Source organism: Streptomyces sp. NPDC005496, from assembly GCF_042872045.1.
Classification (GTDB): Bacteria; Actinomycetota; Actinomycetes; order Streptomycetales; family Streptomycetaceae; genus Streptomyces.
On record NZ_JBIAJQ010000002.1, the window covers coordinates 532291 to 557013 of the forward strand.

21 protein-coding genes are annotated in these 24723 nt (G+C 72.4%); 13 read left to right on the forward strand and 8 right to left on the reverse strand.

Annotation, left to right across the window (positions count from 1 at the left end):
• Nucleotides 1-102: 102 nt before the first annotated feature.
• The 8 genes from ACFYQQ_RS06895 to ACFYQQ_RS06930 all read left to right on the forward strand — a co-directional run bounded on the left by ACFYQQ_RS06895 (nt 103) and on the right by ACFYQQ_RS06930 (nt 7975).
• Nucleotides 103-1170 carry an ABC transporter substrate-binding protein gene (locus tag ACFYQQ_RS06895; protein ID WP_355794536.1) on the forward strand — a complete coding sequence of 356 codons (1068 nt, stop codon included), beginning with the start codon at nt 103-105 and terminating at the stop codon, nt 1168-1170.
• Nucleotides 1167-2039 (forward strand): ABC transporter permease, encoded by an 873-nt coding sequence (locus ACFYQQ_RS06900; protein WP_388903778.1) that lies wholly within the window; start codon nt 1167-1169, stop codon nt 2037-2039. Before ACFYQQ_RS06895 ends, ACFYQQ_RS06900 begins: the two co-directional genes overlap by 4 nt.
• Nucleotides 2015-2827: an ABC transporter ATP-binding protein gene (locus tag ACFYQQ_RS06905; protein ID WP_355793865.1), complete on the forward strand. Its 813-nt coding sequence runs from the start codon at nt 2015-2017 to the stop codon at nt 2825-2827. Before ACFYQQ_RS06900 ends, ACFYQQ_RS06905 begins: the two co-directional genes overlap by 25 nt.
• Entirely contained in the window at nt 2824-4167 is a 1344-nt protein-coding gene (locus ACFYQQ_RS06910) for an LLM class flavin-dependent oxidoreductase (protein WP_356165031.1), read from the forward strand. Before ACFYQQ_RS06905 ends, ACFYQQ_RS06910 begins: the two co-directional genes overlap by 4 nt.
• Nucleotides 4168-4302: 135 nt before the next feature.
• Nucleotides 4303-5196 (forward strand): TauD/TfdA family dioxygenase, encoded by an 894-nt coding sequence (locus ACFYQQ_RS06915; protein WP_355793683.1) that lies wholly within the window; start codon nt 4303-4305, stop codon nt 5194-5196.
• A gap of 177 nt (nt 5197-5373) precedes the next feature.
• Nucleotides 5374-6783 carry an amino acid permease gene (locus ACFYQQ_RS06920; RefSeq protein ID WP_355793685.1) on the forward strand — a complete coding sequence of 470 codons (1410 nt, stop codon included), beginning with the start codon at nt 5374-5376 and terminating at the stop codon, nt 6781-6783.
• 135 nt (nt 6784-6918) lie between these two features.
• Nucleotides 6919-7560 carry a superoxide dismutase gene (locus ACFYQQ_RS06925; protein ID WP_356237689.1) on the forward strand — a complete coding sequence of 214 codons (642 nt, stop codon included), beginning with the start codon at nt 6919-6921 and terminating at the stop codon, nt 7558-7560.
• Nucleotides 7561-7741: 181 nt separating this feature from the next.
• Entirely contained in the window at nt 7742-7975 is a 234-nt protein-coding gene (locus tag ACFYQQ_RS06930) for a hypothetical protein (RefSeq protein WP_355791297.1), read from the forward strand.
• A 19-nt stretch (nt 7976-7994) separates the two neighbouring features.
• Here the strand turns inward: ACFYQQ_RS06930 and ACFYQQ_RS06935 are convergent, their stop codons facing one another.
• Complete coding sequence (locus ACFYQQ_RS06935; RefSeq protein ID WP_355791294.1) at nt 7995-8639, reverse strand: DsbA family protein; 645 nt, start codon at nt 8637-8639, stop codon at nt 7995-7997.
• 137 nt (nt 8640-8776) lie between these two features.
• Between ACFYQQ_RS06935 and pepN the strand changes: the two genes are divergently transcribed.
• Together pepN and ACFYQQ_RS06945 are read left to right on the forward strand one after the other, a co-directional pair.
• The gene (gene pepN / locus ACFYQQ_RS06940) at nt 8777-11350 is read left to right on the forward strand and encodes an aminopeptidase N (RefSeq protein ID WP_355791291.1); all 2574 of its coding nucleotides are present in this window, start codon (nt 8777-8779) and stop codon (nt 11348-11350) included.
• A gap of 223 nt (nt 11351-11573) precedes the next feature.
• Entirely contained in the window at nt 11574-12623 is a 1050-nt protein-coding gene (locus tag ACFYQQ_RS06945; RefSeq protein WP_355783936.1) for a hypothetical protein, read from the forward strand.
• Nucleotides 12624-12704: 81 nt separating this feature from the next.
• On the opposite strand, the gene ACFYQQ_RS06950 is transcribed toward ACFYQQ_RS06945, so the two are convergent.
• From ACFYQQ_RS06950 to ACFYQQ_RS06970, 5 genes are all read right to left on the reverse strand, one after another.
• Nucleotides 12705-13841: a serine hydrolase domain-containing protein gene (locus ACFYQQ_RS06950; protein WP_355783938.1), complete on the reverse strand. Its 1137-nt coding sequence runs from the start codon at nt 13839-13841 to the stop codon at nt 12705-12707.
• 102 nt (nt 13842-13943) lie between these two features.
• Complete coding sequence (locus ACFYQQ_RS06955) at nt 13944-15725, reverse strand: TIGR03767 family metallophosphoesterase (protein ID WP_388903783.1); 1782 nt, start codon at nt 15723-15725, stop codon at nt 13944-13946.
• Nucleotides 15726-15956: 231 nt separating this feature from the next.
• On the reverse strand, nt 15957-16415 hold the full coding sequence (locus ACFYQQ_RS06960; RefSeq protein WP_356165004.1) for an NUDIX hydrolase: 459 nt from the start codon (nt 16413-16415) through the stop codon (nt 15957-15959).
• A 9-nt stretch (nt 16416-16424) separates the two neighbouring features.
• Nucleotides 16425-17303 carry a pyridoxamine 5'-phosphate oxidase family protein gene (locus ACFYQQ_RS06965; protein ID WP_355785965.1) on the reverse strand — a complete coding sequence of 293 codons (879 nt, stop codon included), beginning with the start codon at nt 17301-17303 and terminating at the stop codon, nt 16425-16427.
• A gap of 15 nt (nt 17304-17318) precedes the next feature.
• A complete protein-coding gene (locus ACFYQQ_RS06970) occupies nt 17319-17762 on the reverse strand; it encodes a VOC family protein (RefSeq protein WP_355785963.1) in 444 nt (147 codons plus the stop codon).
• Nucleotides 17763-17887: 125 nt separating this feature from the next.
• On the opposite strand from ACFYQQ_RS06970, the gene ACFYQQ_RS06975 reads away from it, so the two are divergent.
• Complete coding sequence (locus tag ACFYQQ_RS06975; protein WP_355785960.1) at nt 17888-18451, forward strand: CGNR zinc finger domain-containing protein; 564 nt, start codon at nt 17888-17890, stop codon at nt 18449-18451.
• A 240-nt stretch (nt 18452-18691) separates the two neighbouring features.
• Nucleotides 18692-22003, forward strand: a complete 3312-nt coding sequence (locus tag ACFYQQ_RS06980; RefSeq protein ID WP_388903786.1) for a S8 family serine peptidase — start codon at nt 18692-18694, stop codon at nt 22001-22003.
• Nucleotides 22004-22069: 66 nt separating this feature from the next.
• Here the strand turns inward: ACFYQQ_RS06980 and ACFYQQ_RS06985 are convergent, their stop codons facing one another.
• Together ACFYQQ_RS06985 and ACFYQQ_RS06990 are read right to left on the reverse strand one after the other, a co-directional pair.
• The gene (locus ACFYQQ_RS06985) at nt 22070-22861 is read right to left on the reverse strand and encodes a hypothetical protein (RefSeq protein WP_388903788.1); all 792 of its coding nucleotides are present in this window, start codon (nt 22859-22861) and stop codon (nt 22070-22072) included.
• A gap of 1 nt (nt 22862) precedes the next feature.
• Nucleotides 22863-23384 carry a sigma-70 family RNA polymerase sigma factor gene (locus ACFYQQ_RS06990; RefSeq protein ID WP_356164991.1) on the reverse strand — a complete coding sequence of 174 codons (522 nt, stop codon included), beginning with the start codon at nt 23382-23384 and terminating at the stop codon, nt 22863-22865.
• A gap of 218 nt (nt 23385-23602) precedes the next feature.
• On the opposite strand from ACFYQQ_RS06990, the gene ACFYQQ_RS06995 reads away from it, so the two are divergent.
• Nucleotides 23603-24631 (forward strand): aspartate-semialdehyde dehydrogenase, encoded by a 1029-nt coding sequence (locus tag ACFYQQ_RS06995; RefSeq protein ID WP_356164988.1) that lies wholly within the window; start codon nt 23603-23605, stop codon nt 24629-24631.
• Nucleotides 24632-24723: the final 92 nt, after the last annotated feature.

Here is a 24723-nt window from a genome sequence, read left to right on the forward strand (position 1 = left end):
CCCCGGGCGTGTGCCCTCTCCCCGTGCGTGACCTCCGCCCCGGGCTTCGCCCTGCCCGGAATCCCGCTCGCTCTCCGCCTCATGAACTCCTGGAGTCCTGCCATGCCACCACTGTCCGCGTCCGGTGCCGACCGACGGCGGTTCCTGTCCTCACTGCTCGGCGCAGCCGCAGCTGCCGGGCTCAGCGGCTGCGCCGGGAGCAGCGCGGCCGACACGGGCACCAAGGGGTCCACGTCCGCCCCGCTGAAGACCGACGTCCCCGCCGGCACCCGCCTGAAGATCGCCTCCTACCAGGGTGTCCAGCAGCTGCAGTTCAAGCTGGCGGGCCTGTCCGACCTGCCGTTCGAGGTCGCCGACTGGCCCAACATCGGCGCCGGCCCCGACGTCATCAACGCCTTCCGCGCCAAGTCCCTCGACCTCGCCAACAACGCGGGCATCCCGCCCATCCAGGCGCACTACCAGGGCTTCGACGCGAAGATCGTCGCGATCAACGTCACCCGCAAGCCGAACTACCTCTTCGCCACCAAGCCCGGCAGCGACATCCAGGACGTGCGGGACTTCAAGGGCAGGCGGCTCGCGTTCTCGCAGGGGCAGGCGCAGGGCGTCGTCCTGCTGCGCGCCCTGAAGAAGGCCGGGCTGAAGTACGACGAGGTGGAGCTGGTGCCGCTGACCAGCAACCAGTTCCTCACCGCGCTCCAGGCCGGCCAGGTCGACATCGCCCCGCTCGCCAACAGCCAGGCGCCGGCCTACCTCAAGCAGTACCGGGCCAAGGGCGCGCACACCATCAAGACCGACGTCGTCGACCTCCTCAACCTGCTGTGGGCGCCCACCTCGGTGCTGGCCGACCCCGCGAAGGCCGCCGCCGTGGCCGCGTACATCCCGCGCTGGGCGAAGGGCCAGGTCTGGGCGTACGAGCACCCCGACCGGTGGAACGAGGAGTTCTACGTCAAGACGCAGAACCTGACCCTCGCCCAGGCGCGGTCGATCACCGAGCTGGCCAACAAGCCGTACTTCCCGCCGAGCTGGGACGGCGCGGTGGCCTGGGAGCAGGAGACGGCGGACCTGCTGGCCGAGGGCGGCTTCGTGAAGGCGTTCAAGGTCGGCTCCCTCTTCGACCGCCGCTTCGAGGACATCGCCGCCAAGGCCGTCCCGGCCGAGTACCGGAGGTGACCGCCGTGACCACCACCGCACCGGCGCCCGCCGCCGTCTCCCCCGCCGCCGCACCCGCCGGGACACCCGGCCGGAGGAAGCACCGCACCCGGCGCCGCGGGCTGGCCCCCGGCCGGCGGCTGCCGGCATCCCGGCTCATCGGCCCCGCGCTGTTCGCCGCGCTGTGGGCCCTCGCCTCCGCCGCGGGACAGCTGGACCCCGGCGCGATCCCGGCCCCCTGGACGGTGCTGCGCACCGCCGGTCACCTGTGGACCGACGGCACGCTCCCGACCGACGTACTGACCTCGCTGCGCCGCGCCGCCTACGGGTTCGCCCTCGGGCTGACCGCCGGGGTGACGCTGGCACTGGCGGCCGGGCTGAGCCGGGTCGGCGAGGCGCTGATCGACGGGACCGTGCAGCTCAACCGGGCGATCCCGACGCTCGGACTGATCCCGCTGTTCATCCTGTGGCTCGGCATCGGCGAGACCTTCAAGATCGCGATCATCGCCATCGTCGTCTACATCCCGATCTACCTGAACCTGCACGCCGCGCTCTCCGGCATCGACCACCGCTTCGTCGAACTGGCCGAGGTGCAGGGCCTGTCGAGGGTCCGGTTCATCCGGCAGATCGTCGTCCCGGGCGCGCTGCCCGGGTTCTTCGCCGGGCTGCGGCTCGGGGTGACCGGCTCCTGGTTGTCGCTCGTGGTGCTGGAGCAGATCAACGCCACCAGCGGCCTCGGCTATCTGATGTTCCAGGCCCAGAACTACGGCCAGACGGACGTGATCCTCGTCGGCCTGCTCATCTACGGCGTCTTCGGTCTCGTCTCCGACACCGCGGTGCGCCTCGTCGAACGGAGGGTGCTGTCATGGCGACGCACACTGAGCAACTGACCCGGCCGGCCGTGCGGCTGCGGGGCCTGACCCGCTCCTTCGAGGAGCGCACGGTCCTCGACGGCATCGACCTCGACCTGCCGCCCGGCCAGTTCACGGCACTGCTCGGGCACAGCGGCTCCGGCAAGAGCACCCTGCTGCGGGCCATCGCCGGACTCGACCACGACGTCAGCGGGAGCGGTGAACTGACCGCGCCCGAGCGGGTGTCGGTGGTCTTCCAGGACTCCCGGCTGCTGCCCTGGCGGCGGGTGCTCGACAACGTGCTGCTCGGCACGGACGGCAGGGAGGCCGCCGAGCGCGGACGCGCCGCCCTCGCCGAGGTGGGGCTCGCCGGGCGCGAGCGGGCCTGGCCCAACGAGCTGTCCGGCGGTGAGGCCCAGCGCGCCGCGCTGGCCCGCTCCCTGGTCAGGGAACCCGAACTCCTGCTGGCCGACGAGCCGTTCGGCGCCCTGGACGCGCTCACCCGGATCCGGATGCACACCCTGCTGCGGGAGCTGTGGGAACGGCACCGGCCCTCCGTCCTGCTCGTCACCCACGACGTGGACGAGGCGATCGTGCTCGCCGACCGGGTCCTCGTCCTCGACCGGGGCCGCATCGGCGTCGACCTGGCCATCGAGCGCCCGCACCCGCGCTCGTACCGCGATCCGCTACTCGGCGAGTACCGCGAGCGGCTCCTGGAGGCGCTCGGCGTGACCGGGCACCACGCGGACACGGAACCGCGCGAGAGGCACGACCGGCAGCCCGAGGTCCACACGGACCCCGTACGAGAGCAGGAGACCACCCCGTGACCCGGCGCAGACTGCACCTGAACGCGTTCCTGATGAACACCGGGCACCACGAGGCCTCCTGGCGGCTGCCCGAGAGCGACCCGCACGCGAGCGTCGACCTCGGGCACTACCGCGACCTCGCCCGCATCGCGGAGCGCGGCACCTTCGACTCCCTCTTCCTCGCCGACGGCCCGGTGCTCTTCAACAGCGTCGGCCAGCGTCCGTCGGGCGCCCTGGAACCGATCACGCTGCTCACCGCCCTGGCCACCGCCACCGAGCACATCGGCCTGATCGCCACCGCGTCGACCTCGTACAACTCGCCCTACAACCTGGCCCGCAGACTCGCCTCCCTGGACCACCTCAGCGGCGGGCGCGCGGGCTGGAACATCGTGACCACCGCCGGCGCCGAGGCCGCGCGCAACTTCGGGCTCGACGACCAGCCGGCCCACGCCACCCGCTACGAGCGCGCCGCCGAGTTCCTGGACGTGGCGCTCAAGCTCTGGGACAGCTGGGAGGACGACCTGGTCGTCGCGGACAAGGCGGCCGGGGTCTGGGGCGACGAGCGCAAGATCCACCCGCCGCGGCACCGGGGGACGTACTTCGACGTCGAGGGCGCGCTCAACGTGCCGCGCTCGCCGCAGGGTTACCCGCTGCTCGTCCAGGCGGGCTCCTCCGAGAACGGCAGGCGGTTCGCCGCGCGGTACGCGGAGGCGGTCTTCACCGCCCAGCAGACCCTGGGCGACGCGCAGGCGTTCTACGCCGACCTCAAGTCCCGTACGGAGCGGGCCGGGCGGGACCCCGACCACATCAAGATCCTGCCCGGGATCGTCCCGGTCATCGGGTCCACCGAGGCCGAGGCCCGCCGGCACGAGGCGGTCCTGGAGGACCACATCGTGTACGAGCACGGCCTGGACCGGCTCGCGCACCTGCTGCGCGTGGAGCCCGGCACGCTCGAACTCGACGCGCGACTGCCCGCCGACCTCCCGCCGGAGAGCGCCATCGAGGGTGCCAAGAGCCGCTACACGCTCGTGGTGGAACTCGCCCGGCGCGAGCGGCTCACCGTCCGGCAACTCATCGGGCGGCTCGGCGGCGGACGCGGCCATCTGACGTTCGCCGGCACCCCGGAACAGGTGGCCGACGCCATCGAGGACTGGTTCCGGCTCGGGGCGGCCGACGGCTTCAACATCATGCCCGCCGTACTGCCGTCCGGCCTCGAACTGTTCGTCGACCACGTGGTGCCGCTCCTGCGCGCCCGCGGCCTGCTGCGCACCGAGTACGGCCCCCGCCGGACCCTGCGCGAGCGCTACGGGCTGCCGCGGCCCGCCAACCAGTACGCCACCCCGGCCCTCGCCGCCCACTGAGCCGTCCCCGAGGACCGGGCCGACCCGGACGAACCGCCGGTCACGCCCGGTCCGGACCGCGGGCCCCGCGCTCCCGCCCGGAGCCGCCGCCCGCAGCCAGCCCCCGTGAGTCATCCGCCGAAAGGACCGCCGCACATGCCCGAGATCGAGATCCGCAAGGTCACCGCCCGCATCGGCGCCCAGGTGTCCGGCGTCGACATCGGCCGCCCCCTCGACGAGGAGACCGTCGCGACCCTGCGCGAGGCCCTCAACCGCCACAAGGCGCTGGTGTTCGACGGCGTCGGCCTGGACAACGCCGGACAGCAGGCCTTCGCCCGCCACTTCGGTGACCTCACCACCGCGCACCCCACGGTGCCCGCCGTCGACGGCGCCCCGAACGTGCTCCCCGTCGACAGCGAGAACGGCCGCGCCAACCACTGGCACACCGACGTCACCTTCGTCCTCAACCCCCCGCAGGCCAGCACCCTGCGCAGCATCACCGTGCCGCCGTACGGCGGGGAGACGCTGATCGCCGACTCCGCCGGCGCCTACCGCGACCTGCCCCAGCCGCTGCGGCAGCTGGCCGACACCCTGTGGGCGGAGCACACCAACGACTACGACTACGCCGTGCCCGCGGAGGACATCGACGAGGAACGGGCCGCGCAGCGCGCCCAGTTCACGTCCATCGAGTACCGCACCGCCCACCCGGTGGTCCGGGTGCACCCGCTGACCGGTGAACGGGGCCTGTTCATCGGGGGCTTCGCGCAGCGGATCGTCGGACTGTCGGTGGCGGAGTCCCGCAAGCTGCTGGAGCTGCTCCAGTCGTACGTGACGCGGCCGGAGAACATCCTGCGGTGGCGCTGGTCGCCGGACCAGCTCGTGCTGTTCGACAACCGGATCACCCAGCACTACGCCGTCGACAACTACGACGGTCTGCCGCGCCGGCTGCACCGGGTGACCGTCGCCGGTGACGTGCCGGTCGGGGTCGAGGGCAAGGAGAGCTACTCGATCACGGGCGACGCCTCGCACTACACGCCGCTCGCCGCCTGAGCCCCTTCCCCCGGGACGCGCGGGGCGCCGTGCTGCCCCAGGTCGCCCACCGGTGACCGGGGCGGCACGTTCCGTGGTGGAGGCGTCCGCATGGTGGGCGGTCTCCCCGGACGGACGGACGGACCGCCCAGAATGTGGGCGTTTTTGCCCGCCTCACGTAACGGACCCCCCACGCGCATGTCTCGGACCGCTCCCGACACCGGCGTCGACCGACCGGACGACGCCACCGCCGACCCGGCCCCGCCGCTCTCGCACGGACTCAAGCAGCGCCATCTGTCGATGATCGCCCTCGGCGGGGTGATCGGCGCGGGCCTGTTCGTCGGGTCGGGTGCGGGCATCGCCGCCGCCGGCCCGTCGATCGTCGTCGCGTACGCCCTCTCCGGCCTGCTCGTCATGCTGGTGATGCGCATGCTGGGCGAGATGTCGGCCGCCCACCCCTCGTCCGGTTCCTTCTCCGCGCACGCCGAACGCGCCATCGGCCCCTGGGCGGGCTTCGCCTCCGGCTGGTCGTTCTGGGTGCTGCTGTGCACGGCCGTCGGGCTGGAGGGCATCGCCGCCGCCGGGATCGTCGCCGACTGGCTGCCCGGCACGCCCGAGTGGGCCTGGGTGGCCTTGTTCGTGGCGGTGTTCTGCGCGGCCAACCTGGCCGCCGTGAAGAACTTCGGCGAGTTCGAGTTCTGGTTCGCCGCGCTGAAGGTGGGCGCGATCACCCTGTTCCTGGTGCTGGGCGTCCTTGCGATCGCCGGGCTGCTGCCGGGCACCGACTCCCCCGGCACCGCGAACCTCACCGGCGAGGGCGGGCTCCTGCCCAAGGGCGGCGAGGGGCTGGTCGTCGGCCTGCTCGCGTCCGTCTTCGCGTACGGCGGCCTGGAGACGGTGACCATCGCCGCCGCCGAGTCCGAGGACCCGGTCCAGGGGGTCGCGCGGGCCGTTCGCACGGCGATGTGGCGGATCGCGCTGTTCTACGTCGGCTCGATGGCGGTCGTCGTGACGCTGGTCCCGTGGGACTCCGCGGAGGTCCTGGAGCGGGGCCCCTACGTCGCCGCCCTCGACCACCTCGGGATTCCGGGCGCCGCGCGGCTGATGGACGTGGTCGTCCTGGCGGCCCTGCTCTCGGCGATGAACGCCAACGTCTACGGCGCCTCGCGCATCGCGTACTCGCTCGTCGAGCGGGGGCAGGGGCCGAAGCCGCTCGGCCGGGTCTCGGGCGGGGTGCCGCGGGTCGCGGTGCTCGCCTCCTGCGTGTTCGGCTTCGGCTGCGTGCTGCTCAGCTACTGGCGGCCCGACGACGTCTTCCCCTGGCTGCTGAACATGATCGGCGCGGTGATCCTGGTCGTCTGGATCTTCATCGCGGTCTCGCAGCTGCGGCTGCGGCGCACCCTGGAGCGGGAGGCGCCGGAGCGGCTGACGGTGCGGATGTGGGCGTTCCCGTTCCTGACCTGGCTGGCGCTGGCGGGGATGGCCGCGATCTTCGTGTTGATGGCCCGGCAGCCGGACACCCGGGTGCAGTTGTACTCGACGGGCGGGATGACGGTGTTCCTGGCGGCGGTCGGCTACCTCTGGCAGCGGACGCGCGCCCGCGCCTGACCCCCGCTCCACAGGCCCCCGCACGGACGCTCCGTGCGGGGGCCCTCGCATGTCCGGGCACGCATCGGCACCCTCTTGCTGCTAGCGTGCAGTTGCAAGTAGATTGCAATAAGGAAAGCGGAGGGGACCCCAGGCATGGCCGTCTACACACTTCCCGAGCTGCCGTACGACTACGCCGCGCTCGCTCCCGTGATCAGCCCGGAGATCGTCGAGCTGCACCACGACAAGCACCACGCGGCGTACGTGAAGGGGGCCAACGACACGTTGGAGCAGCTCGCGGAGGCACGCGACAAGGAGCGGTGGGCGGCGCTGAACGGCCTGGAGAAGAGCCTGGCGTTCCACCTGTCCGGGCACATCCTGCACTCGGTCTACTGGCACAACATGAGCGGCGACGGCGGCGGCGAACCGCTGGCCGCGGACGGCGTGGGCGAGCTCGCCGACGCGATCGCCGAGTCCTTCGGCTCGTTCCGTGCCTTCAAGGCCCAGCTGTCGAAGGCCGCGGCGACCACCCAGGGCTCGGGCTGGGGCGTCCTCGCCTACGAACCGCTCAGCGGCCGGCTGATCGTCGAGCAGGTCTACGACCACCAGGGCAACGTCGGCCAGGGCTCGACGCCGATCCTGGTCTTCGACGCGTGGGAGCACGCGTTCTACCTCCAGTACCGGAACCAGAAGGCCGACTTCGTCGAGGCGATGTGGCAGGTGGTGGACTGGCAGGACGTGGCCCGGCGTCACGCGGCCGCGCGGGACCGTACGGACGTGCTGCTGCTCGCGCCCTGACCCCGATGACACCTGCCTCGTGATCGTCTTCTCACCCGGCACGCGGCAGGCGCACAGGGAGGCCCCCGTGAGGACGTGACTCACGGGGGCCTTCCGTTCCGTTTCCCGGCGCGCCCGGTTCCGCTCTCGCGCGGCGGCGCCCGGCGGCCTACCTTCTCAGTCCCGGCCCGAGGAGGCAGCCATGTTGTCCGACGCCCGATGCCCCAACCCGACCTGCCGGGGCCCCCTGCGCCGCTTCAAGGACCTGAACAAGGCGGAGGCGGAGGCCACCAGGGCCGTGGTGAGCACATACCCCGGCGAGCGGGACGAGAAGTTCCGCCCGCAGGCGTACCACCGGTGCACCACGAAGAACTGCCGCCGCGTCCAGCGCAAGGACAACTGGCAGGTGGGCGGCAACCTGCCCGAGGGCTTCTGAACCCGCGCCGGGAAGAGCCCTACAGGTTGCTGAAGTCCGGGCCCGCCGTGCGCGTGCGCTTGATCTCGTAGAAGCCCGGGATCGAGGCGACCATCAGGGTGCCGTCCCAGAGCTTGCCCGCGTCCTCGCCCTTGGGCGCCGGGGTGACCACCGGGCCGAAGAAGGCGATCTGCTCGCCGTCCGCGCCCGGAACCGCGATCACCGGCGTGCCGACGTCCTGCCCGACCTTGTCGATGCCCTCCTTGTGGGAGGCGCGCAGCTCGGCGTCGAACTCGAAAGCCTCCTGGTCGGCGTAGTCGATCAGGTCCGCGGGCAGGCCCACGTCGGCGAGCGCCGCCGCGATCGCCTCGCGGGTCGCTTCCTCGCCCTGGTTGTGGAAGCGGGTGCCGAGCGCGGTGTAGAGCGGGCCGAGGACGTCGTCCCCGTGCTTCTGCCAGGCCGCGGTGACCACACGGACCGGGGCCCACGCCTTGGTGGTGAGCAGCTCGCGGTACTGCTCGGGAAGCTCGTCCAGCTTCGGCTCGTTGAGGACGGCGAGGCTCATCACGTGCCAGCGGACCTCGATGTCGCGGATCTTCTCCACTTCCAGCACCCAGCGCGAGGTCATCCAGGCCCAGGGGCACAGCGGGTCGAACCAGAAGTCGACAGGGGTCTTCTCGGACATGGCTCTCCTCGTGAGGTCTGTTTCCGTGGGCAACACCGCCGCGCGCCCCCGCCATTCCCGGGTGTCCGCCGTCAGGAGCACATGGCAGGATCGGTCCTGTTCACACGTACCGATCACGCCACGAAGGAGTGCCGCCCGTGCCCGGTGAGAATCTGTCCCGCGACGAGGCCCGGGAGCGGGCCGCGCTGCTGTCCGTCGACGGGTACGAGGTGTCCCTCGACCTGCGGTCCGCCGTGGGGGACGCCGGGAGCGAGCCGCGCACCTTCCGCTCGGTGACCACCGTCCGGTTCCGCTGCGCCGAGCCGGGCGCGAGCACCTTCGCCGACCTGATCGCCCCGAGCGTGACCGCCGTCTCGCTCAACGGCAAGGACCTCGACCCCGCCGACGTCTTCGACGGGGCGCGGATCCGGCTGGACGGCCTCGCCGCCGAGAACGAACTGGTGGTCGACGCGCTCTGCGCCTACTCCCGCACCGGCGAGGGCATGCACCGCTTCGTCGACCCGGAGGACGGCGAGGTCTACCTGTACACGCAGTACGAGCCCGCCGACTCCCGCCGGGTCTTCGCCAACTTCGAGCAGCCGGACCTCAAGGCGCCGTTCCGCGCCGAGGTGCGGGCCCCCGAGGGCTGGACGGCGTGGAGCAACGGCGCCGGCGAACTGACCGACGGGGTCTGGCGGTTCGCCGAGACCGAGCCGATCTCCACGTACATCACCGCGTTCGTCGTCGGCCCGTACCACTACGTGAGCGACAGCTACTCCCGCACCCTGCCCGACGGCACGGTGCTGGAGATCCCGCTCGGCGCGATGTGCCGCAAGGGTCTCGCGCCGCACTTCGACGCGGACGACGTCTTCCTCGTCACCAAGCAGGGCCTGGACTTCTTCCACGACCACTTCGACTACCCGTACCCCTTCGGGAAGTACGACCAGGCGTTCGTGCCCGAGTACAACCTCGGCGCGATGGAGAACCCCGGACTGGTCACGTTCCGGGAGGAGTTCATCTTCCGCGGCAAAGTGACGCAGGCGTCGTACGAGCGGCGCGCCAACGTCGTCCTGCACGAGATGGCGCACATGTGGTTCGGCGACCTGGTCACCATGCAGTGGTGGGACGACCTGTGGCTCAAGGAGTCCTTCGCCGACTTCATGGGGACCTTCTCGATGGTCGAGGCGACCCGGTTCACCGACGGCTGGATCACCTTCGCCAACAACCGCAAGGCGTGGGCCTACCGCGCCGACCAGCTGCCGTCCACGCACCCGATCACGGCCGACATCCGTGACCTGGAGGACGCGAAGCTCAACTTCGACGGGATCACGTACGCCAAGGGCGCGTCCGTCCTCAAGCAGCTCGTGGCCTACGTCGGCCGGGACGCCTTCCTCGAAGGCGCCCGCCGGTACTTCAAGCGCCACGCGTACGGCAACACGCGTCTGGGCGACCTGCTGTCGGCGCTGGAGGAGACCAGCGGGCGCGACCTGGCCGCCTGGTCGCGGGCCTGGCTGCAGACCGCGGGCGTCAACTCCCTCACCCCGCAGGTGATCCTGAGCCCCGAGGGGCGCGTCACCGAGCTGGCGGTCGTCCAGGAGGCACCGGAGTCGCACCCCGAGATGCGGCCGCACCGGGTGGCCGTGGGCCTGTACCGGCGCTCCCCCGAGGGCGCCCTGGAGCGGTACGCGCGCGCCGAGGTGGACGTCGAGGGCCCGCGCACGGTCGTCGGCGAGCTGGCCGGCGCCCCGGCACCCGACCTGGTCCTGGTCAACGACGACGACCTCACCTACTGCAAGATCCGCTTCGACGAGAACTCGCTGGTCACGCTGCGCGAGCGGCTGGGCGACATCTCCGACCCGCTGGCCCGCGCCCTGTGCTGGTCGGCGCTGTGGAACCTCACCCGCGACGGACTCATGCCCGCCCGGGACTTCATCGGCCTGGTGCTGCGGTTCGCGGGCCGCGAGTCCGACATCGGCGTCCTGCAGATGCTGCACGCCTGGGCCAACTCCGCGCTGACCCACTACGTGGCTCCGGCCTGGCGGGAGGAGGGCGGCCGGCTGCTCGCGGACGGCGCCCTCAAGGAGCTGCGCGCCGGCGCGCCCGGCAGCCAGGAACAGCTCACCTGGGCCCGGTTCTTCGCCCGGGTCGCGTCCGGCGCCTCCGACCTGGAGCTGCTGAAGGGGCTGCTGGAGGGCACGGCCGGGATCGACGGGCTGGACGTCGACCAGGAGCTGCGCTGGGCGTTCCTGGAGCCGCTCGCCGCGGCCGGGGAGGCCGACGAGCAGGTGCTGGCCGCCGAACTGGCCCGGGACGACACCGCGTCCGGCAAGCGGCACCAGGTCCGCTGCCTGGCCGCCCGTCCGTCGGCGGCGGTCAAGGCGCAGGCATGGGCGTCCGTCGTGGAGTCCGACGCGCTGTCCAACGCGCTGGTCGAGGCGACCATCGCGGGCTTCGGCAGGGCGTCCCAGCGGGAACTGACCGCGCCGTACACCGCGAAGTACTTCGAGGCGATCGAGCGCGTGTGGGCCGAGCGGTCCATCCAGATCGGGATGGACGTGGTCCGGGGCCTGTACCCGGCGCTCCAGGACTCGCCCCGGACGCTGGACGCGACGGACGCGTGGCTGTCCGCGCACGAGGGGGCGCCGCCCGCCCTGCGCCGCCTGGTGCTTGAGGCACGGGACGACCTGGCGCGCTCCCTGCGCGCCCAGGCGTGCGACGCGGCGGCCGGCTGACCCGGCCCGGCCCGGAGGGCACCGGCGGACGCCGGTGCCCTCCGTCACCGTGAAGAGTGGTTACTAAATTCAGGTATGCCCGGCCGTAACTCCGATGGCCCCCTGCCCGGACCTGCCGCTTTCGGCAGTCGAACGCCCGTACTTTAGGGCGAGCTTGTCCGGATTTGTCGACGGGCGTGTAACAGCGGTTAGGGAACGGATCACAGGCGGGAAGCTCCGGGTCATGACCCACAACACCCCGCTCTCCCCCCGCCCCCTGCGTCACCTGTCCGAGGTCCAGCGGCGCGTCCTGACCAGCGCGCAGCTCCGGGCCCACGGCGTGAGTGCCGCCGAGGTGAACGAGCAGTGCCGTCCGGGCGGCCCGTGGCAGCAGATCCTCCCCGGGGTCCACCTGCTGCACCCCGGCCCGCCCACCGGCGAGGAGCGGCTGCACGCGATCCTGCTGTACGCGGCCCGTTCCCCGCTCGGCGAGCAGGCGTCCGGTGTCCCGGCCCAGCCGAGCGCCGAGCAGCCGCACCGCCCCACGTACCAGGACGCGATGATCACCGGCCTGGCGGCCCTCACGCTGCACGGCTTCTCCGCCGCGCCCCCGCTGCTCTCCCTGGACCGGATCGACGTCCTGGTGCCCCGGCTGCGCAGGCTGCGCTCGACCGGTTGCGTGCGGATCGTGCGCACCGCCGTGCTGCCCGTCCCGGAGCAGGTCACGGGCGTCCCGGTGGCCCCGGTGGCGCGTGCCGTCGCCGACGCGGTGGCGGACCTGGTGGACGCGGGCGTGGTGCGGCGGCTGCTGACGGAGGCGGTGCGCGGCGGCCACTGCGAACCGGCCACGGTGGTGCGGGAGCTGACGCAGGCTCGGCTGCTGAGCCGCCCGCACGTGGTGGACGCCGTGGACTCGCTGCTGGCGGAGGGCCGCGCGATCGCCGAGGAGCGCCTCTACCGCATGGTCCGCGAGCACGGTCTGCCCGACCCGGTGTGGAACGTGGACCTGCGGCTGCCGGGCGGCCCCCACCTCGGCGGTCTCGACGCGTACTGGCCCGAGCAGGCGGTGGCGCTGGAGCTGGACACCCGGGCGCCCCGGCAGGACGACGACGCGCTGTGGTCGGAGTACGCCCGCAAGCGCGAGCACCTGGAGCGGCTCGGCATCACGGTCGTCCACGTGACGCCGCGCAAGCTGCGGGACGCGATGGAGCAGCAGGCGGCGGTCGTGCGCACGGCTCTGATGGCGGCGAGCGACCGCGATCCGGCGGCGTACGTCGTGGTGCTCCCCCGGTAGTGACGGACCGGGGACACCAGGAGGGGAGAGGAGGGGCCGCCGGGCCACCGGCGGCCCCTCCTCGTGCGTGCCGTGTGGGTCCTAGGAACCGCAGTACTCCGCCTCGATCACCGCGTCGCCGTCCCCCGACCAGTCGCCGTTGAAATTGAAGGCGAGGGAGTGGCGGCCGTCGGCGGTGGTGACGGCCTCCGAGGTCGAGCCGTGGATGCCGCCGCCGTGGCCCCAGACGTGGACGCCGCAGCTCAGTTCACGGTCGATGAGGCCGAGGCCGTAGCCGGCGCCCGGGATGTCGTCGACCCGGACGGTGGTCTTCATCTCGGCGAGCTGCTTCCTCGGGAGCAGCCGGCCGCGCAGCAGCGCCGAGTAGAAGCGGTTCAGGTCGCGGGAGTCGGCGATCATCTCGCCCGCCGAGGAGGCGAGGGAGGGGTTGAGCTCCGTGACGTCGTACGTCGGTCCGGTCGCCGTCCGCGCGAGCTTGCCGTAGGCGCGGCTGCTCGGCTTCGGCACCTTCGGGTAGGTGCCGGGCACGAGGGTGGCACGCAGTCCGAGGGGTTCGACGACGCGGCGGTGGATCTCGGTCGCGTACGTGTGCCCGGTGGTCTTCTCGATCACCATGCCGGCGAGGACGTAGTTGGTGTTGGAGTAGTGCCAGGAGGCTCCCGGGGCGAAGTCGGGTGCGTGGGCCATGGCGATCGCGACCAGTTGTCCGGGGGTCGTCGTGTCGAAGCGGTGCCGGAGGAAGCCGTCCTTGAGGAAGTACGTGCGGGCGAAGCCCTCGTCCTCGGTGACGTTGTAGACGCCGCTGGTGTGGTTGAGGAGTTGCCGGAGCGTGATGCGGCGGCCGTCGTGCCCGTGTCCGCGCACCACGCCCGGCAGCCACCTCTCGACGGTGTCGTCCAGCGACAGCCGGCCCTCCGCCTCCAGCTGGAGCAGGACCGTCGCGACGAAGGTCTTGGTGATGCTGCCGACGCGGTAGCGGTCGTCGGTGCCGCGGGCCCTGCCCGTCCTCAGGTCGCCGGTTCCGGAGGCCGCCTTCCAGGTGCCGTGGCCGTCCTCGGCGCGGGCGGTGACGCCCGGGACGCCGTCCCGCACGGCGGCGTCCATGGCCCGCCGGGTCGGGGTGTGGTCCCGCCCGCCGGGCGCCGCCGCCGCGGGTGCCGCCAGGGCGAACGCCGCCGCCACCGCGGTCGTCGCCACCAGTCCCGTACGTACTGACATGTGTTTCCCCCATCGCCTTGAACGCCCGCACCGTCCGTGTCGGGGGAAGGGACCCGGCGGGCGCGGGGAGGGTTGACCGCCGCCGGTCCGGTTGAGCCGGTTTCAGCCCTTCTTCAGCACCAGCTCGGTGTTGCGGTCGCCGGCCGTGCCCGTCAGGTCGCTGCGGGCGCCCGGGGCGTTGAAGGACAGCTCGCGGTAGAGGGCGGCGAGGCCGGTCTGGGAGAGGTCGGCGTAGTCGGTGCGGTGCGGGGCGGCGGACTCGATGAGCGTGGTGAACAGGGAGACCGTGCCGTCCTTGTTGTCCACCACCTCAATGACGCGGGCGAGTTGGGGGAAGTCGACGTGCGAGGCGGTGGAGATCTCCCAGAAGGAGCCGCCGCCGGACGTCCGGTGCGGGGTGATGTCGTTCTTGTGGCTGTGGCCGTTGACCCAGGCCAGCACGTTGCGGTGGCTGCCGAGCAGGGCGAGCAGCTCGTCGCCGCCGTGGCGCCTCTCGCCGGGGTGCGCGGGGTCGGCGCGCAGGTTGCGCATGGTCTTGCTGGTGTGATGGCTGAAGACGATCACGTGCGCGTCCCGGTTGTCGCGCAGGGTCCGCTCCAGCCAGCGGAGCTGGGCGGTGCCGACCGAGCCCTCGTAGTGGCCGCCGGGGTCGGTCGAGTCGAGGCTGACGCCGAGGACGTCGTCGGCGATGCGGAACGCGTAGTACTGGGTGCCCGCGGCGAGGTTGGCCTGAGAGTAGCCGTGGCCGACCGGGCCGGGGCCGGTGTGGGCGGGGTCGAGGTGCGCCCGCACGTACTCGGCCGGGGTGAAGGGGGCGCGCGCCTCGTCGGGGGTGACCGAACGCATGTGCCGAGCCTGGGACTTGAGCATCGCGCGGAAGTCGGTGCCCTTGGGGTCGCCGCCCTTCTTCACGTTCTTCCAGAGCGCGGCGCCGACCGCCTCGTCGAGCGTCATCAGCTTCTTGCCGCCCACGGCGAACTCCGCGAAGAAGGAGTCGCCGGGCGCGTAGCAGCCGCCGGGCAGGGCGTCGTGGTTGCCGACCGTGGAGTACCAGGGCAGGCCGAGGCCGGGGCTGCGCAGCTCGCGCACGGCCGCGTCGAGGAAGCCCTGGATGCGCGGGAAGCCGCGCTGCTTGTCCGCGTCGCGCAGGGCGGTGTCGGGCTGCCAGTACAGCTTGAGGTCGCTGTTCTGGACGCCCTCGTAGTGGCGCGGGTCGCCGGAGTTGGGGGTGACGCGCCCACCGCTCATCACCTTCAGGAACCACTCCAGTTCGGTCCTGGAGTTGTTGTCGGTGTTGTCGCCGGTGGTCATCACGAAGTGGAGCGGGGAGCCGGTGACGGGGGCTCCCCGCAGGCTGTTGACCCGCTCGACGAGCGAGACGGCGCCGGCCACGGACAGCGCCTCCTGGGGGCGCCAGGCGCTGGCGGTCTGGGCGCGCAGGTACTCGTAGCGCAGCGGGTGCTGGACGTCGACCAGGTGCAGGTCGGTGAACTGCACGAAGGAGGCGAGCGCGGTGCGCCGGCCGGCCCGGCCCGCCCGGGGCGCGGCCAGTTCGCCGCGCACCACCCGCTGCCAGGCGGGGCCGTCGCCGAGGCGCCGGTAGCCGGTGCCGCCGCGGGGTGCGGCGACCGAGCCGAGCGTGGTGCCGCGGGTGTAGGGGGCCAGGGGCGCGGCGGGCGCGCGGCGGGACATGGCGACGGGTGCCTGCGCCGCCGCGGCCGGTGCCTGCCCCGCGGCGGCGTGCGCCTCGGCGCCGGGCCGCAGCGCGTAGCCGAGCCCTCCGGAGAGCGTGACCGCCCCGGCGGCGGCGAGCAGGGCACGGCGGTCGAGGGAGGCGGTGGCGGTGCTGGCGGCGGCTGTGGCGACAGAGCGTATGCGCGACATGGCGCGATCTCCCCGAGTACGAACGCGTCGGCGGTGTTCGCGGGGACTCCTCTGCTGGAATCCCCGCTCACACTGGATCGTTGGCACCGGGAATGACCTGCGCGTTAACTGGACGGCAACGGGCAACGCCGATCACCGTACGTGGATCACCGCCTGCCCTGCGTGGCCACGGACCTCTCTCCGGACGGCCGGGAGGCGGTCACTCCGTGTTCATCTTCCGGGGTACGCGGCCTACGATCCGGCGTCGGCGGCCCGTCCGTCGGCCGGGCGCCGCCGCCACAGGGTGAGGCCGACGTCGACGAGCCCGACCCGGTCGAGGCCGGTCACCGACTCCAGGGGGTGCCAGGCGGCCAGGTCCGTGGAGCCGTTCGTCTCGTGGCGGAGTTCGCCGCCGGTGACCTCGGCCTCGTAGACGATGCGCAGCCCGTGGAAGTCGGCCGTCGCGCCCAGCCGGCGCGGATAGGTGCGGCGGATGGAGTCCACGCCGAGCAGGGTGACCGGGCGCACGGCGTACCCGGTCTCCTCCTCGGCCTCGCGGACGACGGTGTCGTAGGGGTCCTCGCCGTGGTCCATGCCGCCGCCCGGCAGGGTCCACCGCTTGCTGCCGTCCCCGGCGACCCACCGGGCCAGCAGCATCATTCCGTCCCGTACACACACGGCGTAGGCCGCCACCCGCAACTCCTCATGCATGCACAGACGTTACGGCAGGGAGGGGTTGGCGGGTGAGTAATCGGGCGGTGACCAGCGCAGCGGGCTGCCCCCGGCGGTCTCCACGGCCTCGGCGAGGGTGAAGTGGACGCTCCGCTCGCCGCCGGGGCCGTACCGGGTGCGGGCGGTGCCCGTGAGCTGGAGCAGCGTGCCCGACGACCAGTCCAGGAAGAGCAGTCCGGCCCGCGGGTCCGCCTCCAGGTTGCCCAGGGAGAGGAACATGGAGTTGCCCGGGTAGTCGCGCCAGCTCAGCTCGCGGGGCGAACCGGCGCGCACGAAGCCGGGGTTGCCGCCGCGGTGGCTGACGTCCGCGCCGTCCGCGTGCACGCTGGCCAGGAAGAAGGTGTCGGCGGCGGCGACGAACTCCCGCTGCTCCGGAGTCAGTTCGGTGCCGCGGCCGGTCTCGCGTGGTGTGCGGACGAGCGTCTCGTACGTCTGTCTGCGCTGGAGGTACTTGGGGCAGTTGGCGAAGACCTGGTCGGCCTCGACGGCGAGACCGCCGGGCGTGGGCCGCGCCCGGCCGTTGAGCCGCATGCGGCGGCGCGTGCGCGGGTCCAGGGCGAGGGTGCCGACGGCCGTGCCCTCCGTGGAGAGGGCGGCCTCGATCGGGTCGCCCGCGCGGACCGAGCCGGCGACGGAGATCCGGCGCGGCCCGGTGGCGCGTACGAAGCCCGGGCGCCCGGTGACCGGCGAGGCCCACACCGCGCCGTCCACCGGGTCGGCGGCGCCGAGGACGAGCATCGGCTGCTGTTCCAGGAAGGCCGCGGCCACGGGCCTGATGCCCTGCCCGACGGACTGGCCCACGTGGTCGGCGAGGTCGCGGACGCCGACCCGCTCCTGCACGGCGCGCGAGCCGGGGTGATACGTCACGGGGCGCCCCTTCGCCTAGAAGAAGCCGCAGGTCGGTGCGGAGGACGAGGGTGCGGGGGCGTCGTCGGCCCCCTGCGGCGCGTAGATCTCCAGGCGGATGCCGTCGGGGTCGTGGAAGAAGATGCCGCCGGAGGCCCTCCCCTCGCCGTGGGCGACCACGCCCTCGTACGCGAACTCCACCCCGTAGGCGCGCAGGGCCGTCTCGTACTCCCTGACGCGCTCGACCGAGTCCACCTCGAACGCCAGGTGGTGCAGGCCGGCCCGGCCGCGGTCGTAGGAGCCCTCGGCCTGCTGCCACAGCGTCAGCACGGGGCTGCCGCCCTCCCCGAGGAACGCGTACCTGCGGTCCTCCTCCTTGCCCTCGCCGATCAGGCCGAAGCCGAGGACGTCCCGGTAGAAGCCGAGCGAGCGGTCGAGGTCCGTGACGCTGAGGCCGATATGCCCGGTGCGCGGTGTCATGACAGTCCCCTTCTGTCGATGGGGCCCCCGAAGCGGGGCTAACCCTCGTCATGGAGATTAGAGGTTAGAATCGACGGGCGCAACCGGTCACGTAGTCTTGACCGGTTAGCAGTGAAGGAGCCCCCATGTCCCCCGCGCCCTCCGCACCCTCAGCGGCCCCGGCACCCGATCCGCGCCCGCTCACCGGCGAGCCCCTCTCGCTCGACCTGCTCAACACCCGCTGGATGCACGAGGGGACCGTGCGGGACCTGCTGACGGACACCGCGGGCCTCGCGGTGTGGCTGCACGCGAACGGCCTGGACTTCCCTGCCCGGGACGCCACCCTGCGGCACCTCCTGCACACTCGCGACGCCCTGCGCGCCATCGCCGACGGCTCGCTGGAGGGCGGGGCGGACCGCGTCGACGCCGTCCTCGCGCACGGGCGGGTCAGGGTGACCCTGACGCCGCAAGGGCCCGGCGAGAGACCGGAGTTCGAGGACGCGGCGTGGGGCCCCGCCTGGCTCGCCGCCCGCGACTACCTGGAGCTGCTCACCACCGCCCCGGACCGCATCCGCCGCTGCGCCCACACGGCGTGCATCCTGCACTTCTTCGACACCTCGCGGAACGGCACCCGGCGCTGGTGCTCGATGGCGGCGTGCGGTAACCGCGCGAAGGCGTCCCGCCACTACGCGCGCACGAAGGAGGGCTGAAACCCCGCCGGCCCGGCGCACGGCGTCGGGAATGCCCCCTCCTGCGGCACTTTGGCCGCCGTGACGTATGGCGGAAGTACGCCATGCCTCCAACCCGCCCCGGTCAACTCTCCCCAAACAACTGTCCCCTGGGTAAAGCTGAGCGGTCTTCCGGGTTCACATACCGGACTGACGCGACCGGCCCGATTCATCCCGGACCCGGTCGCTCCACGCTCGTTCCTTTACCTACAAGGGATGCAGATGACCCCCGAACCTCAGCGCGCTCCGATATCGGGCGCGAGACGCGTGGCCCGCGTGGTCGCCGCCGCAGGCCTGGTGGCCGCGCTCTCCGCGGCCGGGCCGATACCCATGGCCTTCTCGGCGGACCACGCGCCCGCCACACCGGACCCGGGCACCAAGTCCGCGAGCGCCAAGCTCGGTTCGGCCGACGCCGACCTCCTCACGGAGGCCAAGGCCGAGGGTGCCAAGAACGTCACGATGATGATCGCCACCGCTCCCGGGCAGACCGAGCAGGTCGCCGGGCAGCTGGACGCGGTCAAGGGCGGCTCCGTCGGCCGCACCTACGACAAGCTCGGCTACGTCCGCGCGACGGTCCCGACGGCCAAGGCCGACGCCGCCATCGCCGCCGCCGCGAAGCTCGGTTCGGTGCACGGCATCGACCTGCGCCAGGAGATCGCGCTCGACGACCCGGCCCCGAGCGCCGACACGGCCAAGGGCGCCAAGGAGCGTGCCACCGCCACGACGGCGTACCCGGCGCCCTCCAAGAGCACGCCCGCCGAGAACCCGTACAACCCCTCCTTCGAGACGGGCGCCGTCGACTTCGTCGAGGACCACCCGAAGGCGGACGGCCGGGGCATCACCATCGGCATCCTCGACTCGGGCGTCGACCTGGGTCACCCCGCCCTGCAGAAGACGACCACCGGCGCGCGCAAGATCGTCGACTGGGTCACCGCGACCGACCCGATCACCGACGCCGACGCGACCTGGCGCCGGATGACCAACCCGGTCGCCGGCCCCGTCTTCACCTACGGCGGCGCCACCTGGAAGGCCCCCGCGGGCGACTACCAGGTCAACCTCTTCCGCGAGTCCGCCTCCGTCGGCGGCGACGCCAACGGCGACGCGAACCGCGACGGCGACACCACCGACGTCTGGGGCATCCTCTACGACGCCAAGGCCGGCACGGTCCGCGTCGACCTGAACAACAACCAGGACTTCACGGACGACGAGCCGATGAAGCCCTACAAGGACGGCTTCCAGGTCGGCTACTTCGGCACCGACAACCCGGCGACCGACGTCGCCGAGCGGCAGCCGTTCGTCGTCGAGATCCGCAAGGACGTGCCGACCGACCCGTACGGCGGCGACTGGGTCGGCAAGAAGGCCGACTTCGTCAACATCGGCATCATCGAGTCCGAGCACGGCACGCACGTCGCGGGCATCACCTCCGCGAACGGCCTGTTCGGCGGCAGGATGAACGGCGCGGCCCCGGGCGCGAAGCTCGTCTCCTCGCGCGCCTGCACCTGGAGTGGCGGCTGCACCAACATCGCGCTCACCGAGGGCATGATCGACCTCGTCGCCAACCGCGGCGTCGACATCGTGAACATGTCCATCGGCGGTCTGCCGGCGCTGAACGACGGCAACAACGCGCGCGCCGAGCTCTACACGCGCCTCATCGACACCTACGGCGTCCAGCTGGTGATCTCCGCGGGCAACTCCGGCCCCGGTGCCAACACCATCGGCGACCCCGGCCTGGCCGACAAGGTCATCTCCGTCGGCGCGACCATCTCCAAGCGCACCTGGGCCGCCAACTACGGCTCCCAGGTGGAGAAGTCGTACGCGATGATGCCCTTCTCCTCGCGCGGCCCGCGTGAGGACGGCGGCTTCACGCCGACGATCAGCGCGCCCGGCGCCTCGATCAACACCACCCAGACCTGGCTGCCCGGCTCCCCGGTCGCCGAGGCGGGCTACACGCTGCCGGCCGGCTACTCGATGCTCCAGGGCACCTCGATGGCGTCCCCGCAGGCCGCGGGCGCCTCGGCGCTGCTGCTGAGCGCCGCGAAGCAGAAGGGGATCGACCTCACCCCGGCGACCCTGCGCACCGCGCTGAACTCCACCGCCGACCACATCAAGGGTGTGCAGGCGTACGAGGAGGGTGCGGGCCTCATCAACATCGAGGACGCGTGGGAGTCCATCAAGGACGACGCCACCGCGCACACCTACACGGTCCAGGCGCCGGTCGACACCGCGATCGACTACGCCCTGAAGACGCCGGGCTTCGGCACCGGCCTGTACGACCGTGAGGGCGGCCTGAAGGCCGGCCAGTCCAAGACGTACGACGTGACCGTCACCCGCACCTCGGGCCCGGACCGCGCGCTGCGCCACGAGCTGCACCTGGAGAACAACGCGGGCGGCACCTTCCGCATCGTGAGCTCCGACGAGGTCGCGCTGCCGCTGAACAAGCCGGTCACCGTCAAGATCGCCGCCCGGCCCTCCTCGGCCGGAATCAAGAGCGCGATCCTGGAGGTCGACGACCCGCGCACCGAGGGCGTCGACAAGCAGATCCTGTCGACCGTCGTCGTCGCGGCGCCGGTCAAGTACACGTACTCCGCGTCGGGTTCGGTCCAGCGCAACAGCAGCACGTCGTACTTCGTGACCGTCCCCGAGGGCGCCAAGTCCCTCGAGGTCGCGATCGGCGGGCTGAAGGACAAGAGCCAGACCCGCTTCATCTCCATCCACCCGTACGGCGTTCCGGTCGACAACACCTCGACGCCGTACTGCTACAACAACTACCTCGACGGCAACGGCTGCAAGCCCGACGTGCGCGCGTACGCGGACCCGCAGGCCGGCGTCTGGGAGATCGAGGTCGAGTCGCGCCGTACGTCGCCGCTGCTCGACAACCCGTACAAGCTGGACGTCGCCGTGCTCGGCGCGGCCTTCGACCCGGCCGTCGTCACCGTCCCCGAGGCCAAGGTCGGCACCCCGGCCGCCGCCTCGTGGAAGGTCACGAACAAGTTCGCGGCGCTCGACGGCACCCTCAAGGGCGGCCCGCTCGGCTCCTCGAAGACGGCCCGGCCGACCATCGCCCAGGGCGCGACGCAGACCACCACGGTCGAGGTGCCCGCGGGCGCCAAGTCGCTCGACGTCGCCATCGGCAAGGTGTCCGACACGGCCGCCGACCTCGACCTGACGGTGAAGAACGCCGCCGGGACGACGGTCGGTTCGTCGGCGGACGGCGACTCGGAGGAGGCCGTCTCCGTGCCCTCCCCGGCCGCCGGGACGTACACCATCGAGGTCGTGGGCTACGCGGTTCCCTCGGGCTCCACGGCGTACGACTACCAGGACGTGTTCTTCTCGTCCTCGCTCGGCCAGGTCACGGTCGACGGGTCCGCGCCGGTCAAGCTCGGCACCGGTGACACGGCGACGGTGTCCGCCTCGGTCACCGCCGCGGCCGCGGCCCCCGAGGGCCGTGAGTTCTTCGGCCAGGTCCAGCTGGTGAACGCCCGCGGCACGGTCGCGGGCCTCGGCAGCGTCAAGATCGAGAAGGTCACGCCGTAACCGACGGTTCACGGCAGCGGGGGCGGGCGTCCGTACGGGCGCCCGCCCCTTCCCGTTCCCGCGCCGTCAGTCCTTGCCGCCGTCCCCCTCCGGGGCCGGGCACGTGAGGTGCTCGGCCCCGGGCAACGCCTTCAGGATGTCCTCGCGCGCGTCGCCGATCCCCCGGCCGACCTCCCAGTCCTGCCGGTCCGTCTCCGGGTGGACCGGCACCCGGACCAGCGTGCGGACGCCGGGCCTCAGATCCTCGCGCGCACTGCCGTCCAGGGTGACGGTGATCGTCGGCCGGTCCTTCACCGACTCCCGCGGCCGGTAGTAGCGCTTCACCTTCAGCACCACCCGGACGTCCCCGTCGTGCCGGGGCGTGAGGCTCACCACGGTCCCCTCGACGAGGACCCGGGAGCAGGCGATGCGCAGGGCCGGCGAGTGATCCGACTCCTGACCACCGGCCTTGGCGTCGGCGGCGGCCGACTTGCCGCTCGCCGAGGAGTCGGCGGCGCCCATGCCCCCGCCCTGCGTGACGAGCCAGCCCATGCCGGCCACGACGGTGGCCGCGACGGCCGCGGCGAGGGTGCCGAGGGCCAGACGCAGCGGACGGCGGGTACGCCGTGCGGGGGCCCGGTTCCTGACCGGCTCTCGCGCCCGCTCCGGCGCCCGCTCACGTGCCGGCACATCGCCGGCCAGCGCGTCCCCGATGGCGGTCAGCTGTTGCCGCAGCAGTGCCACGTCCGCCGCCGCGGACCGGTGCTCGGCCAGGACGGCGGCGTCGTCGCGCACCTCCTCGGGCAGCGGCTCGTCCATGATCGCGGCCCACAGCGCGTCCGCGCCGGATCCGGCTGGCCCGCTCTCGTACCCGGCCACGTCACACCACCTCGTCCTCGTGCAGGCGGACGCGCAGCGCGCGCACCGCCGAGTGCAGCCTGCTCTTGACCGTGCCCTCCGGGATGCCGAGCTCCTCGGCTATCCCGCGCACCGGCAGATCGGCGTAGAAGCGCAGCACGAGCACCTGCCGGTGGGCGTCGGGCAGCTCGTCCAGCCCCCGCGCCACGGCGAGGGAGAGCACGCTGGAGTCCTCGTCGGAGGGGTGCTCCAGCGGGCGCAGCCCGGCGAGGCGCTCGCCGAGCCGTTCCTGACGGCGCTTGGCGCGGTGCCAGTCCATCGCCAGGTTGGAGGCGACGACCGCGGCCCAGGCCGACACGTCCCGCGGCGCCTCGTCCCCCTTGGCGGCCCGCTCCAGCAGCCGCAGGCGGACCTGCTGCACCCCGTCCGGCAGGTCCGCCTGCGGCACCCCGCCGAGCGCGAGCACCGCACGCACCCGGCGTTCCTGGGCCGCGTCCAGGGGGTCGTCCACCCCCTGGACGCGGCGCGTCCTTCCGCGCAGCACCGTCACCCCTCCCCTCGCCGCGTTTTCTCTACGACGCCGGGGCGGGCCGAAACGTTCACCGAGACCTGGGTCACACGCGTGCGGGCGGCCGAGGGGTACGTCACAGGGGCCGTCCCATTCCTCGGGCAAAGGATTGGACACACGGGGCCTGGTGAGACGCATGATGGGTTCACTGGGACCTGTCGTCCGTACGCAGGAAAAGCACGCTAGGAGTCGTCGTGAAGGTAGGAATCGTCGGAGCCACCGGTCAGGTCGGCACGGTCATGCGCAGAATCCTCGTGGAGCGCGACTTCCCGGTCGAGACGCTGCGCCTGTTCGCCTCGGCCCGGTCCGCAGGTTCGACGATCGACTTCAAGGGCACGCCCGTGACCGTGGAGGACGCCTCCACCGCCGACTACAGCGGCCTGGACATCGTGCTCTTCTCGGCGGGCGGCGCCACCTCGAAGGCGCTGGCTGAGAAGGTCGCCTCGCAGGGCGCCGTCGTGATCGACAACTCCTCCGCCTGGCGCAAGGACCCCGAGGTCCCGCTGGTCGTCTCCGAGGTGAACCCGCACGCGATCGCCGACCGCCCCAAGGGCATCATCGCCAACCCGAACTGCACGACGATGGCCGCGATGCCGGTGCTGAAGCCGCTGCACGAGGAGGCCGGCCTCCAGGCGCTGGTCGTCGCCACCTACCAGGCGGTGTCCGGTTCGGGTCTCGCGGGCGTGGCGGAGCTGCACGGCCAGGCGCAGAAGGTCGTCGCCGACGCCGACAAGCTGACCCACGACGGCGGCGCGGTCGACTTCCCCGAGCCGCAGGTCTACAAGCGCCCCATCGCCTTCAACGTGCTCCCTCTCGCGGGCAACGTCGTCGACGACGGCCTGAACGAGACCGACGAGGAGCAGAAGCTCCGCAACGAGTCCCGCAAGATCCTGGAGATCCCCGGGCTGAAGGTCTCCGGCACCTGCGTGCGCGTGCCCGTCTTCTCCGGCCACTCCCTCCAGGTGAACGCCCGCTTCGAGCGTCCGCTGTCCACGGAGCGTGCCACCGAGCTGCTCGCCGGCGCCCCGGGCGTCGTCCTCTCGGACATCCCGACGCCGCTGGAGGCCGCCGGCCAGGACGCCTCGTACGTCGGCCGCATCCGCGGCGACGAGACGGTCGACAACGGTCTCGCCTTCTTCGTCTCCGGCGACAACCTGCGCAAGGGCGCGGCGCTCAACGCGATCCAGATCGCCGAGCTGGTCGCGGCCGAGCTGAAGGACTGACGCCGGTCCCGGCCGCCCCGCCGGGACGTGCCCGCGAGGGCCGGGACGCGCACGCGCGCTCCCGGCCCTTCCGGCGTTCAGGGGCGGGGTCG

What these genes read in the sequence shown, in the direction of transcription:
- ACFYQQ_RS06895 (WP_355794536.1), top strand. Translation starts at nt 103, where the DNA reads ATGCCACCACTGTCCGCGTCCGGTGCCGACCGACGGCGGTTCCTGTCC.
- ACFYQQ_RS06905 (WP_355793865.1), top strand. Translation starts at nt 2,015, where the DNA reads ATGGCGACGCACACTGAGCAACTGACCCGGCCGGCCGTGCGGCTGCGG.
- ACFYQQ_RS06915 (WP_355793683.1), top strand. Translation starts at nt 4,303, where the DNA reads ATGCCCGAGATCGAGATCCGCAAGGTCACCGCCCGCATCGGCGCCCAG.
- ACFYQQ_RS06920 (WP_355793685.1), top strand. Translation starts at nt 5,374, where the DNA reads ATGTCTCGGACCGCTCCCGACACCGGCGTCGACCGACCGGACGACGCC.
- ACFYQQ_RS06925 (WP_356237689.1), top strand. Translation starts at nt 6,919, where the DNA reads ATGGCCGTCTACACACTTCCCGAGCTGCCGTACGACTACGCCGCGCTC.
- ACFYQQ_RS06930 (WP_355791297.1), top strand. Translation starts at nt 7,742, where the DNA reads ATGTTGTCCGACGCCCGATGCCCCAACCCGACCTGCCGGGGCCCCCTG.
- ACFYQQ_RS06935 (WP_355791294.1), bottom strand. Translation starts at nt 8,639, where the DNA reads ATGTCCGAGAAGACCCCTGTCGACTTCTGGTTCGACCCGCTGTGCCCC.
- ACFYQQ_RS06945 (WP_355783936.1), top strand. Translation starts at nt 11,574, where the DNA reads ATGACCCACAACACCCCGCTCTCCCCCCGCCCCCTGCGTCACCTGTCC.
- ACFYQQ_RS06950 (WP_355783938.1), bottom strand. Translation starts at nt 13,841, where the DNA reads ATGTCAGTACGTACGGGACTGGTGGCGACGACCGCGGTGGCGGCGGCG.
- ACFYQQ_RS06955 (WP_388903783.1), bottom strand. Translation starts at nt 15,725, where the DNA reads ATGTCGCGCATACGCTCTGTCGCCACAGCCGCCGCCAGCACCGCCACC.
- ACFYQQ_RS06960 (WP_356165004.1), bottom strand. Translation starts at nt 16,415, where the DNA reads ATGCATGAGGAGTTGCGGGTGGCGGCCTACGCCGTGTGTGTACGGGAC.
- ACFYQQ_RS06970 (WP_355785963.1), bottom strand. Translation starts at nt 17,762, where the DNA reads ATGACACCGCGCACCGGGCATATCGGCCTCAGCGTCACGGACCTCGAC.
- ACFYQQ_RS06975 (WP_355785960.1), top strand. Translation starts at nt 17,888, where the DNA reads ATGTCCCCCGCGCCCTCCGCACCCTCAGCGGCCCCGGCACCCGATCCG.
- ACFYQQ_RS06980 (WP_388903786.1), top strand. Translation starts at nt 18,692, where the DNA reads ATGACCCCCGAACCTCAGCGCGCTCCGATATCGGGCGCGAGACGCGTG.